This window comes from Desulfofundulus thermobenzoicus (assembly GCF_009428905.1).
GTDB lineage: Bacteria > Bacillota > Desulfotomaculia > Desulfotomaculales > Desulfovirgulaceae > Desulfofundulus_A > Desulfofundulus_A thermobenzoicus.
Window position 1 is genome coordinate 1 of sequence record NZ_WHYR01000072.1, and the last position, 12,664, is coordinate 12,664.

Annotated in this window: 8 protein-coding genes; 3 read left to right on the plus strand and 5 right to left on the minus strand. The window is 61.7% G+C overall.

All coding sequences use genetic code 11. The features are described 5' to 3' along the window. The 5 genes from GFC01_RS16740 to GFC01_RS16760 form a co-directional block, all read right to left on the minus strand. A partial coding sequence (locus tag GFC01_RS16740; protein WP_243137664.1) for a purine/pyrimidine permease occupies positions 1 to 571 on the minus strand: 571 nt, incomplete at its 3' end. A 66-nt stretch (positions 572 to 637) separates the two neighbouring features. Then, complete coding sequence (locus tag GFC01_RS16745) at positions 638 to 1,273, minus strand: class I SAM-dependent methyltransferase (protein WP_152948299.1); 636 nt, start codon at positions 1,271 to 1,273, stop codon at positions 638 to 640. A gap of 212 nt (positions 1,274 to 1,485) precedes the next feature. Then, on the minus strand, positions 1,486 to 5,556 hold the full coding sequence (locus tag GFC01_RS16750) for a UvrD-helicase domain-containing protein (RefSeq protein WP_194175010.1): 4,071 nt from the start codon (positions 5,554 to 5,556) through the stop codon (positions 1,486 to 1,488). Next, positions 5,534 to 9,307 carry a helicase-exonuclease AddAB subunit AddB gene (gene addB, locus GFC01_RS16755; protein WP_152948301.1) on the minus strand — a complete coding sequence of 1,258 codons (3,774 nt, stop codon included), beginning with the start codon at positions 9,305 to 9,307 and terminating at the stop codon, positions 5,534 to 5,536. Before addB ends, GFC01_RS16750 begins: the two co-directional genes overlap by 23 nt. A 175-nt stretch (positions 9,308 to 9,482) precedes the next feature. Continuing rightward, positions 9,483 to 9,716 carry a hypothetical protein gene (locus tag GFC01_RS16760; RefSeq protein WP_152948302.1) on the minus strand — a complete coding sequence of 78 codons (234 nt, stop codon included), beginning with the start codon at positions 9,714 to 9,716 and terminating at the stop codon, positions 9,483 to 9,485. Positions 9,717 to 9,986: 270 nt separating this feature from the next. Here GFC01_RS16760 and GFC01_RS16765 point away from each other — a divergent pair, with 270 nt between their 5' ends. From GFC01_RS16765 to GFC01_RS16775, 3 genes are all read left to right on the plus strand, one after another. Then, the gene (locus GFC01_RS16765) at positions 9,987 to 11,528 is read left to right on the plus strand and encodes an SLC13 family permease (protein WP_152948303.1); all 1,542 of its coding nucleotides are present in this window, start codon (positions 9,987 to 9,989) and stop codon (positions 11,526 to 11,528) included. A 252-nt stretch (positions 11,529 to 11,780) separates the two neighbouring features. Then, complete coding sequence (locus GFC01_RS16770; protein WP_152948304.1) at positions 11,781 to 12,359, plus strand: LbetaH domain-containing protein; 579 nt, start codon at positions 11,781 to 11,783, stop codon at positions 12,357 to 12,359. Between the two features lie 103 nt (positions 12,360 to 12,462). Beyond that, the coding region (locus GFC01_RS16775) for an SLC13 family permease (protein ID WP_279233509.1) at positions 12,463 to 12,664 on the plus strand (202 nt) is incomplete at its 3' end.

The window sequence follows — 12,664 nt, forward strand, 5'->3', positions numbered from 1 at the left end:
CCCCCACGCCCAGCATACCCCGCACAAAGGTACCGCTGAGCTGCAGGCCCAGCAGTATAAGCACCGACCCGGTCACCGCGGGGGTGAACAGGCTGAGGGCGCTGCCCACCAGCCGGCTGGAACCCACCAGCACCAGCACCACCCCGGCCACCAGCACCCCCATTTCCAGGTCGGTACGCAACTGGGACAGCGGCTTGCCCAGGCCGGGGGCCAGGGCGGCCAGGGTGACAAACACACCCCACCACATGCCCGATGGGCCCTCCATGATGGGCAGCCGGTGGCCGAAGACCACCTGAAAAAGGGAAGCCAGGCCGGAAAAAAACAGGGTGCGCTGGGCCAGTTCGGCGATGCCCGCCTGATCCAGCCCCAGGGCCCGCCCCACCACCAGGGGCACCACCGCCGAGTTGGCCAGGGTAAAGATCAGCCATTGCAGGGCGTAGACCATGGTGCGCCTGGCCGGAGGATTTTCATCAAGGTCGTAGAGAAGTATCTTTTCTTCCCTTTCCATATTCTGTTCAGCGTGCCCCGGGCCGCCGCCCACCCCCTTTTCAACAATAAAACCGCCGGTCAATGACCTTAGGCTACCATGATTAATATTTCTGCACGGCACCGCCGGTTCCTTTTTTCCGCGCCTTTCTTAAAACTGGTGGATATGCACGTGATAGTAAGGGAAATAGGGATCTTCGATGGTCACGGGTATTATTTTTTCCGTAACCGGACGGCCTGTTTTTTTATGCCACTCCTCAATAAAGTTAAAAGTGGCCGGGCGTCCCGGGTGGGCAATCAGCAGTTGTCCCCCGGGTTTTAGGTTTTGCTCAAAAATTCTGGACAAATAAGGGTGGAATTTGGGATCATAGAGTATATCCGAACCGATAATCCAGTCAAAGCGCCGGTCCAGGCGAAAATCCCGCCAGTCGGCCAGAAAACAGGAAAAATCCTTCACCCCGCTGGAACGGGCATTCATGGCGGCCAGTTCCAGGGCCCCGGGCTTGTAGTCGGAAAAGGTGACCCGGGCCCCTTTCAGCCCGCAGACAACGCCCGGCAGGCCGGCGCCGGCCCCCAGCTCCAGGACGCTCTGGCCGGAAAAATCCAGGCATTCCCAGATATGCCGGGCCATCCCCCGGGCGGCGGGCCAGATATCGGCCCACAGGGGAATGTTATCCTCGTCCGCCGGATCGGTAATCAGTTCTTCCATACTGGCGGCCACCTTTACGGCCAGGGTTAAACCGGGGAGGTAAATGGTGAGTTCCCGTGTATTCAGCTGTGGCTTCATTACCTGTCAGCTCCCTGAATATAGTCGTTGGCCGTTGGATTTAAGCAGGCCGGCACTCACTGATGCCCCGGCACCGGAAGTGCCCCGTCATATCTATAATAGTTGACTTAAATAACATATAAGTGCCGGTGAGTGACGGGCGATTTTAAAGCTGGTTTATCGCTTTTCATCGTTTGCGGAAGGGGACTCCCTGCGTATACTGCGGTGTCAAACTAAACCGCCACCGCCCGGTTCAGACTAAAGAAGTACAGGTATTTCTCCTTCACCGGCCGCCCCAGGAGCTTTCCCGCCGCCCGGGCGTAGAGGTTCAGCTGTATCCGGTAGCGGTTCACCCCTTCATCCAGGTCCTGCCCCGTCAGCCAGTCGGTCTTGTAATCGACGATCACCAGGCCGTCCCCCTCCACCAGCAGGAGATCCATGACCCCCTGCAGGAGGATGGTTTCCTCCGGCGGCACTTTTCCGGCCATCTCCGGGTACAGATCCGGCACCGGCAGGCCCAGGGTAAAGGGCACTTCCCGCCACAGGCGCCCCTCCCGGGCAGCCGCCAGGGCCCGGCGTCCCAGATCCGTCCGCCAGAAACGGGCTATGGCAGCCGCATCCACCAGCCGCCGCTCTTCCGGCCGCAGGATTTCCTTCTCCACCAGCCGGTCCAGCTGCCGCCTGATTTCCCCCTCATCCAGGGGCCCGTCCAGGGGCAGGAGCTGCATGACCAGGTGGACCACCCGGCCCCGGTCGGCCCCGCTTAAACTTTGCCCGGCGTAAAAGGCCGGCAGGTCAAACCCGGGAGGCAGTTCCTCAGGGAACCCAACCTGACTTGCTGCCGCCGGCTCAAAAACCCCATTCCCGCCGGGTAAATCCGGGGGAGCCGCTCCCGCAGGCCTCCCGGCCGTATCACCCGACCGGGCTGCCGCCGCACCTTCCCCGCGGGGTTCCAGCCCGCCGCCCTGGAAAACCGCCTCCGGCCACCTTTCCCCGGGGGGTTCTTCCCCCCCGTGCTCCGCCAGTTCCTCCATCCGGCGCCGCCATTCAGTGACCGTGACCTTGGAGGGCAGGGTGGAGAGCTCCCGGTGGGGGCAGGTCCAGAAGAGCCGGCGGCGCAGCTCGTCTGTGGTGATCAGTTCCCGCCCGTCTTCCGCCCGGCCTTCCTCCTGCCGGGCAAGCCACTCCTCCGGCAGGGGCTTCATTTCGGCCAACTGCTTCAGCCAGTACGGTTCCTCCCCCTTTTCCCCGCCGGCGTCCGCCAGCCACAGCCGCTCCAGTGCCGGCGCCGGCCAGAGGTGCACCTGCCAGGACCGGCTGCCGGCGGCAACCGCCTGATCGCCAGGAAAGGCCAAACCGTGCAGCGCCGGGTGGCTCCACAGGGCCGGCCCCAGCCAATCCAGAAAACACCCGGCCCCGGCCAGCAGGGAAACGCTTAAAGGACCTTCCGGCGGGGCGGCCGCCGTCCGGCTGCGCCACTGCTCCACCTGCCGCCCGGGATCCCGGGCCGCCGCCACCAGGATCAGTTTTTCCCGGGCCCGGGTCAGGGCCACATACAAAAGGCGCATTTCCTCGGCCAGGGCCTCCAGGCGCAGGCGCTGCCGGATCACCCCGTGCAGCACCGTGGGGTAGCGGATCCCCTGCTCCAGGTCCACCACCGTGGGGCCGATTCCCAGCCGGCGGTGGAGGAGGAATTCCTGACTGAGATCCATGAGGTTGAACCGGCGGCCCAGCCCGGCCACCACCACCACGGGGAATTCCAGCCCCTTGGACCGGTGGACGCTCATAATCCGGACCACATCCTCATTCTCTCCCAGGGAGCGGGCGGTGTCCATGTCCTGGCCTTCCTCCTGGAGCTGTTCGATAAAGCGCAGGAAACGGAACAACCCCCGGTAGATGGTTCCTTCAAAGCTGCGGGCCCGGTCCACCAGGGAGCGCAGGTTGGCCTGCCTGACCGCACCCCCCGGCATGGCCCCCACCAGGTGGTAGTAACCGGTCTGGCGGTAAAGTTCCTCCAGCAGTTCGGCGGGGGGCAGGCGCCGGGCCAGGTCCCGCCAGCCCTCCAGCCGTGCCAGGAAACGGTCCAGCTTCCCGGCCAGCTGCGGGTCCACCCCGCCGCCTCCCCGGGCGGCCTGCTCCACAGCGGTATAAAAATCCCCCTGGGGGCAGGCCAGGCGGATGGCCGCCAGTTCGGCCCCTTTAAGCCCCACCATGGGCGAGCGGAGCACCGCCGCCAGGGGAATATCCCGGCGGGGGTTGTCCACGGCCTGCAGGAGGGCCAGCACCGTCTGCACCTCCGGCGCATCGAAATAGCCCCCGCTGCCGCCGGCATAGGCCGGAACATCCAGCCGGCGGAACTCCTCCAGGAAAACACCCACCCGGCCCTTCAACGAGCGCATCAGCACCACCACATCCCGCCAGGTGGCCTTCCGGTATTCCTTCCTGCCCCGGTCATAGACCGGAAAATCTTCATTTACCAGCCGGCGCACCCGCTCCGCCACCCACCGGGCCTCCAGGCGGACCAGATCCAGTTCCTCCACCTGCTGCCGGTCATCCTCACCCGCCGCTCCATTTTGCTCTCCGCCTTCCGTTCCGGAGGAGGCGGCCGCATCAACGCCCGGCCCGCCGGACGGGGCGTTTTCCGGAGGTTTATATTCCAGCAGGTGGATTTCCACCGGGCCGCCCGCCCGGCCGGAGGCCACATCCGGGACAACGGCCCCGGCGTTCAGCCTGGCCTTTTCATCGTAGTCCATTTCCCCCACCCGCCGGGTCATCAGCCGCCCGAAAAGGTAATTGACCGTTTCCAGTATATCCCTGCGGCTGCGGAAGTTGGCCGAAAGCATGGTCCGCCGTCCCGGACCGGTGCAGGAGCCGTCACCCAGGTCGGCAAACTCGTGGTAGCGCTTCAAAAAAACCATGGGGTCCGCCAGGCGGAAGCGGTAAATGCTCTGCTTCACATCCCCTACAAAAAAGCGGTTGCCCCCCCGGGAGACCAGTTCCAGCAGGGCCTCCTGGACGCCGTTGATATCCTGGTACTCGTCCACCAGCACCTCCACGAATCTCTGCCGGTACTCCATGGCCACGGGGGACGGCCGCAGGGGAGCATCCGGATCTGTGCCGGCATCCATACCCCAGGGAGAGCCCTCGCCGTTGACGGCCAGGATGGCCAGGGCATCGTATTCCAGGTCGGCAAAGTCGGCCACGGCCCGCTCCCGCTTGGCCTGCCGGTAGGCATCGTCAAAGCGCCGTACCAGTTCCACCAGGGACCGCACCAGGGGGGCCAGCCGGAAAAGGTCCTGCAGCATTTCCTCCGGGGAACGGGAAAAATACTTATTAATCAATGGGGGCAGGGCCTTTTTCACCCCGTTGCGCAGCCCCTGCACCCGCTCTTTGATTTCTTCCAGCGCCTCACCTCTGGGCGACGCGGGCAGGTTGGGCCACCTTTGCCCCCCTTCCAGCGCCTGCTTGAGAGTGGAAAAATCCCCCCCGACCCTTTCCAGCCAGCCCCGCACCCGGGCCAGATCCCCTTCCAGCACCGGAACATAGCGCTTAGGACCGCCTGGACCGGCAGCCAGGTGCAGCGCTTCCGCCAGGGCATCCAGCCAGCTCTCCAGTTCCAGGCGGATCATCTCCAGCCAGTCCCCGTACCAGGGCTGCTTTTCCCAGGGCAGGCCGGGGGATTGGGCCAGGGAGGCGGCCACCCGTTCCAGCCAGGCCCGGGGCCGGGGCAGGCTGCGGGAAAAATCATAAAGGCGCAAAACCAGCGCCACCAGCTGCCGGTCGTCCCCATGGCGGTCCGACAGGACCCGGGTCAGATAGATAAAGGGGTCGTCCGGCGGCGCATCCACCCGCTCCCCGTAGCACTCCTCCAGCACATCTTCCAGCACCTCCCGGCGCAGCAGGGCCGCCTCGTTTTCATCCATCACCCGGAAACCCGGGTCCAGGCCCAGCAGATAGAAATGGTGCCGCACCACTTCACTGCAGAAGGAGTGCAGTGTGCCTATGGAAGCCCGGGGCACCAGGAACAGCTGCCGCTTCAGAAGGTGGCTGTCCGGCCGTTCCTGCAGCACCCGGACCAGGGCGTCACCCACCCGCTGGCGCATTTCCGCCGCCGCCGCATCGGTAAAGGTGACCACCAGCAGCCGGTCCAGGTCCACCGGTTCCCTTTCGTCCAGCAGGCGCCGGACGATCCTTTCCACCAGCACCGCCGTCTTGCCCGAACCGGCGGCCGCGGAAACCAGCAGGTCGACTCCCCGGGTGTTGATGGCATTTAGCTGTTCATCAGTCCAGGTTATAGAGGACAAGGCCCTTCCCCCCTTCCCGGCCGGCATCCTCCAGGCGCCGGCGCAGTTCCCTTCTGTCCACCTGCAGGCTGCGGAAGCGGTTTTCCGGCAGCCAGAGGTCGAAACGGCAGACCGGCCGGTAGGCACAAAACTGGCAGCCGCTGCCGGAGGCGGTTTTCAAGGGGGCAATATCCACCCGGCCGTCCAGGATGTCCCGGCCGGCCCTGCACAGCAGCTCCCGCAGCCCGTCCAGGATGGCCCGGAATTCGGCGGGAGTATACAAGGGGCCCGTTGCCTGGCGATAGGGGCTGCCGTTTCCGGTCAGCCTGACCGGCACCAGCAGGGACGATGCACCGGGCTTGAGACCCTGATCGCTCAGGGAATAAAGTTCCGGGCCGTGATCGATGAGCCAGCCGGAAAGCCTGAACTCCTTCAGCCACTCCCGCTCCAGTTCCTCCGGCAAAAAACCGGGCTGCTCCAGTTTGAGCAGGGGCCGCTGTACCTGAAAGTAGAAGGCCCCTGCCGGCAGGATCCGCTGCCGGTGGCGGCACAGGGCGGCAAAGTGCTCCAGGGCCGCCCACAGGTAGACCAGCAACTGCAGCTGGGCGCCGGCCAGCACCCCGGCCAGGTCCAGGCGGCCGGCGCCGGACTTGTAGTCGATCACCCGCAGGTAAAGGCACTGGTCGCCCCGGCCCAGGTCCACCCGGTCAATGCGCCCCACCAGGTGTAAAACCGTCTCACCGTCCAGAGCCAGTTCCAGGGGGGGCAGGCACAGTTCCGTCCAGAAGGGCAGGGCTTCCTGCCCGGCGGCCATATCCCGGGGCGAAAGGTTTTCCCTGGTGCCGAAAGAAACCTCCAGGGCGGCGGGGCGGAAACGGCTGTTTTTTATCTGCCGGGCCAGCGCCCGGGCCGAGTGGCTCACCCGCTCCAGAAGCCTTTCCTTCTGCCGCCGCAGCCGGGCGCTGGAGAGCAGGATCTGGTTTTGCAGGGCGGGGGCCAGCTGTTCCACCAGTTCCGCGCAAATGCGGTGAATGTCCCCGTCGCCCAGAGCTTCCCAGGCGGGACCCTCTTTTTGCACCTGTTCCACGAAACGGCGCAGTGCTTCGTGATACAGCTGGCCCGTGTCCGGCGGGGCCACCGCATGAACCTGCCGCTCCTCCAATCCCAGGCCGTGGGCCAGGAAATGGGCAAAGGGACACTGCACAAACCGCTCCAAACGGTAAACCGTGGTTTTTAAAAAATGCCTTCGCCCCCGCTGCACCCCCCACAGGCGGCGTCCCAGCTCCCGCCCCAGGGGCGGCTCCATATTGCGCCCCATAAGGCCGGTCCTCACCAGGGCCAGCTTCTCCCGCCATTCCTCCCTTTCCAGGAACAGGTTGTACACCCGCCACCAGACCGGGTGCACCGGCTCTCCCCGGGCGGCATCCCGCCAGCGCAGGGCCAGTTGCGGCAGCAACCCGGACGGGTGCTCCATAATGTCCTCCCCGGAGGGGTCCGCCGGCAGGAACTGCGGTTTTAATCCCGGCAGCAATTCTTTCACCCGGCGCACCACCGGCGAGGGAGTTACGGCCCGCCCCTCGCTGTCTCCCAGGGGGTGGCTTAAAATAAGCCTGCCCCCGGTCCGGGTGAGCACCCGGTAGACCAGAAACTGTTCCTGCTGGAGACGGTCCACGGTGCCCGGGGGCAGTTCCCGGTTCCTTTGCGCCAGCCGGTGGCTTAAGGCTTCCCGTTCCCAGTCGGTAAACACCCCGGTGGTCTTAAGGCGGGCGGGCAGGACCCCTTCGGTCAGGCCGGGCACAAACAGCACCTGCACGTCCCGGGAAGGCCGGGAACGATCCAGGCTGCCCACCGTCACCGCATCCAGCACCGGAGGAATCAGGGCCAGGTCCGTGGCCTCAAAACCGGCATCCATTACGGCTGAAAGCTCCTCCAAAGTCAGCTCCGCTTCGCCCAGGGTTTCCACCAGCTGGTCCAGCAGGCCGCCCACCAGCCGCCACACCTGCCGGTGCTCCCGGAAAAGTGCGGGCTGCGATTCTTCCCGGGCCGCCCGGCACCATTGTTCCAGTTTCTGCGGCACGCCCAGATCCAGGCAGAGCTCCAGCAGAATGGCGGCCCACCGGCGGGCGGAAAGGCGCATCACGCGGCCGGCGGATGCCTTTTGGGCTTTCTTCTGTGCCCGGCGCAATTCCTTTATGGCCCGCCAGCGGATGCGGTTGATCCCATCCAGCAGGCCGGCCCGCTCTTTTTCTCCGGACCCCGCCCGTAAACCGCCGGGCAGGTATTCCCAGGGCCTTTCGCTGTACCAGCGGCTGCCCCGGATGCCGGCGGCCAGCACGTAATTCTCCAGCCGGTCCACTTCCTCCCGCTCCACCCGGGTGAGGCCGGTCTTTAAGTAACGGAAGACCGGATCGTAAGCCCAGTTCTTCTGCCATATTTCCAGGGCGGAGCGCAGCAGTTCCACCAGGGGGTGGTGCATCACCGGCTGCCTGTGGTCGATGAAAAAGGGGATTTCATAATCCGCCAGTACCCTTTTGAAAAGGGGGAAATAGACCTCCACGTCCCGCACGGTCACCATGATCTGGCGGGGGCGAAACCCCTCCTCCCGCAGCAGGCGCCGGACGGCCCGGGCCACACCCTCCACTTCGGCCCGCGGGCTGACCGCGGCAAACAACTGCACCCGCTCCACCGGCCCGGCATACTGTACGGTGGGATAATGGAAATAGTGGCGTTCCAGGTGGGCCAGATCCGGCGCTCTGGCCAGGCGCCAGTTCTGGTCCGGCTCCAGGTACTCCTCCCGCACCGCCATACCCGCCTGCCGGGCCAGCCGGTGCAGGCGCCGGCGGGTTTCCCAGGACCCGACAAAGGGATCGTATTCCGCCGGGCGGCCGGCAGCCAGGGCCGGGTCCAAAGTCAGGGTGACGGTGATGTCCCGGGCTTTAACCAGCAGGGCCTGTAAAACGGCGTATTCCTGGGGAGTAAACGAAGCAAAGCCGTCCAGCCACACCCGGCAGTCATTTAAAAAATCCGCCCGGGCAACCTGGCGGGCCAGCAGGTCCAGGTAGTCGTCTGGGTCGGCAAACCGGCCGGCCAGATCCATCGCCAGCCGGCGGTAGACCAGGTATAGATCCGCAAGTTTACGCTCCAGCAGGCCGCCGGGCATAACTACGGGAGCGACGGTCTTTAAGTTCCACCCCGGCCCGGCAGGGATATGGGGTTTTCTATCCTGCACGGGAGAACAGGCCGGGCCGCCCTCCCCCCCTGGGGACACCAGCCCCTCATCCATGTCCGTTGCCGGTTCCGGTTTTTTTCCGTTCCAACCATTGTTCTGCTGATCCCCCCGGGGCGCTTCGATTAATTCCCCCAGGTCCTCGGGAGTAATCCGGCACATTTTCAGCTCCCCGATCAGTTCAGACAGGGAAGACAGAAAACCGGGCCGGTTTTGCAGGGCGCCCATGAGGGCGAGCCTGTCCCGCTCTTCCAGCAAAATTTTTTTCAGGATCATCCGCCGCCCCAGTTCGTTTACCGGGAGCCGGGCCGCCCCGCCCGCCTCCCGCAGCACCCGGTAGGCCAGGCGGCGAAAGCTGTATACCTGTGCCCGCAGGCTGCCCCCCAGAAGGGCCAGCTCCCGCTCCATATTAAAGGTGGCCTGGTCGGGAGTGATCAGGATCAGGGGTGGCCCCAGGGGCTCTTTTTCCAGTTCTGCACGGACTTCCTCCAGGCAGCGGCGGGTTTTCCCCGTCCCCGCCCGGCCCAGCAACAGGTGCAATCCCACGGGATTTCCCCCTTTTCATGGTCATTTCTGCTCACCTATTCGCTGCCGGTTTGCTTTTTCCTGCCTGCCCAGGAAACAATTGTTCTCTGCAAGCTCCCGGTAATGCTTTTCCCCGGTTTTACCCGTATTTCCTTATACATTTTTGGCCGGGAAGACCTGCAGATTCTTGTCATTACTATAATAAAAAAATTTTTCCTCTAAATGAAAGTTTGTGCTTGAATTCACGCATACCATGTGATATGATGAGGATGACAAAATTATAATTTGTTGTCAGCACCCATAAGCAGCAGGCTGCAGGGGTTTCTCCGCCAGACGACACAAGCGTTTTCAGTGCCGGAATCCCGGTCAGCCCTGCCGGGCAGCTATCCAACCAGTTGACAACAATAAAGGGGTTGCTGAATCCGGTCATGTGCAATCCATCACATTATCATGTTCTATAGGGTACATTCACCGATCAGAGTATATATCCAGCACTGATTGTACATACGCTCACAATGTTTACCCGCTTATAAAAGGGGGTGTCAGATGGAGGTACAGCATTTAAAAACAATAACCGGGAAAATTCAAGAACGGCGGTTAGAAACAGGTATCCGGCATGATAGTATGAAAATCCATGCCGGGCTGCTCAAACCGACGACTGATGTTGACGACCAACGTCCATTTCGGGGAGGGATTATTTATGGCCAAAACCCTGGAGGAAGTAACCGGGCACGCCCGGGCACAAACGGCTTCCCGGCCCGCGGAGATCAGTCAACCCCTGCAGCTGCCAAAGGAAGCAAAGTGGGAATGGAAGCGGACTTTATTCATGTCCCTGGGCCTGGGATTGTTTTTCCTGCTCTACTTTTTACCCCCGCTGCCGGCGGCGGTGGATCCGGCCGGCAAAGTATTCAACCTGTCCCGGGAAGGCCAGATGGCCCTGGGCCTGTTCCTGCTGGCGGGCATCTGGTGGGTATTTGAGGTGATTCCCATCGGCGCCACCGCCCTGGCCATCGGCATTTTCCAGGCCCTGTTTGCCATCAGGCCCGCTGATGTGGCTTTCAGAGATTTCATGGATCCATCGGTCCTGTTCATCCTGGGTTCGCTGATGGTGGGCCTGGCCTTTACCAAAGCGGGCCTCACCCGGCGGCTGGCCTTCAGAATGCTGCAGATTACCGGTGAAAACACGAAAATGATCCTGTTGGGAGTATTTGTGGTTACTGTGGTCCTGACCCATATCATGGCCCATACCGCCGTGGCCGCCACCATGTTTCCCATCTTAATGGCCATTCTGGCCCTTTACGGTAACGAAGGTGAAAAAAGTCGTTTCGGCAAGGCTCTGTTCATCGGCATGGCTTTCACCGCCGGCGCGGGCAGCCTGATCACCCTCCTGGGGGCCGCCAGAGGAGTGGTGGCGCTGGGTTTCTTTAAACAAATCACCGGCCAGGATATTAGTTTTATCCGTTACACCGAAGTGATGATCCTGTATGGCTGGGCAGTTATGTTCCTGGCCTGGCTGCTGCTGATCGTACTGTTCAGGCCGGAAAAGGATCGCATTGCCGGCCTGCGGGAAAAGGTGGCGGAACTCTCCGCAAACCTGGGCCCTCTTTCCAGACAGGAAATTTTTGTTGGTGTCACCGTTGCCCTGGTGGTGGCCCTGCTGGCCTGCCAGAACTTCATCCCGGCACTGAAAGACCTGAACAAGAGTGCCATCATGCTGGTACTGGGCCTGCTCTTCTTCCTGACCCGGGTATTTACGGTGGAAGATCTGGAAAAGAGAATTCCCTGGAACATCGTTCTTCTGTTCGGCGGGGCCATGTCCATCGGCTTCTGCCTGTGGCAGACCGGCGCCGCCCAGTGGATGGCCGTACACTGGCTGTCCCTGTTCAAGAACGCCCCCTGGCTGGTTTTCGTGCTGGCCATCTTCGCCCTGGTGATGGTCATGACCAACTTTATCATGAATGTGGCCGCCATAGCCATTACCCTGCCCGTGGCCCTGATCATCGCCGGATATCTGGGGGTCAACCCGGAACTGATTTTATGGACCTCCCTGGCCGCGGCGGGACTGCCCTTCTGCCTGCTGGTGGGAGCGGCGCCCAACGCCATTGCCTATGAATCCAAACAATTTTCCGCAGGGGAATTTTTCCTGGTCGGCATCCCCATGAGCATCATCGCCCTGGTCCTGCTGGCGGTGTTCGCCTTAGCCATCTGGCCCCTTATGGGCCTGCCACCGCTGGTGAAATAAAATACTTTTTGGATAAAAGATGCGGGAGGGGGGAACTGATTTCTCCCCCTCCCCCTGTTTACCGTTTTATCCCTTCCGGTCTGCCGAGTGTAAAGTGGAAAATAAACGGAAGTTTCATAAAAGATAAGGAGTTAACCGTGGGAACATTTGTTCCCTCCATAAAACATGAAAATTTATTTTCGAGGAAGTTGCCCATGGGAACTTTCGTTCCCCCCATAAAGCATGAAAATCTATTTTCTTATGGAGGATAAAATGTTACAGAAATCCCCTGCAGTAAGCTGGAAACCGGCCGGTTACCCCCGGATCAGCAGCCTGGCCTTTGTGCATCCCACGGCCGTTTTAATCGGGGAAGTGGTCATTCACGACGGGGCGATTATTTTCCCCCTGGCAATAATTCGTGCCGATGAAGGATTTCCCATTATCGTTGGCGAAAATACCAATATTCAGGATGGTGTAATCATCCATTGTCTTAAAGGAGGCAGGGTAGAAATCGGCCGCCGGGTCAGCCTGGCCCACGGTGCAGTCATCCATGGACCCTGCGTTATTGGTGATGAAACCTTTGTGGGATTCCGGGCAATGGTCATTAACAGCCGCATCGGCCGGGGATGCTTCATCGATCACGGTGCTTTAATTGAGGGGGTGGAAATACCCGATGGCAAGTACATACCCGGCCTGACCAGGGTAAGCAGCCAGGAGCAGGTATCCCGGCTGGCGGGTATCACAGAGCAGCAAAAGGATTTTGCAGCCGAAGTGCTGGCAGTAAATGGTGAATTGAAAGAGGCTATGCAAGTCATAATAACCAGCAGGGATGATGCTTATCCAGGGCAATGACCCGGATCTGTTCAAAAACAGTACATGTACAATGTATACAGGATCAAGAAAATTCAGCCACTTTCTGAAACAAAGCAAAATGAAAACAGGGAGGGGATGAACATTGTCCGAACAAACCCAGGTGATTTTTGCCACAGCCATTTTTTTAATCACCTATGCCGTAATCGTTTCGGAAAAGATTCACCGGACGGTGGCCGCCCTGGTGGGAGCCGCCCTTTTGGCCCTCACCGGCATCATCAACCCGGAAGAAGCGGTGCATGCCATTGACTTCAACACCATCGGTCTGCTGGTGGGCATGATGATCA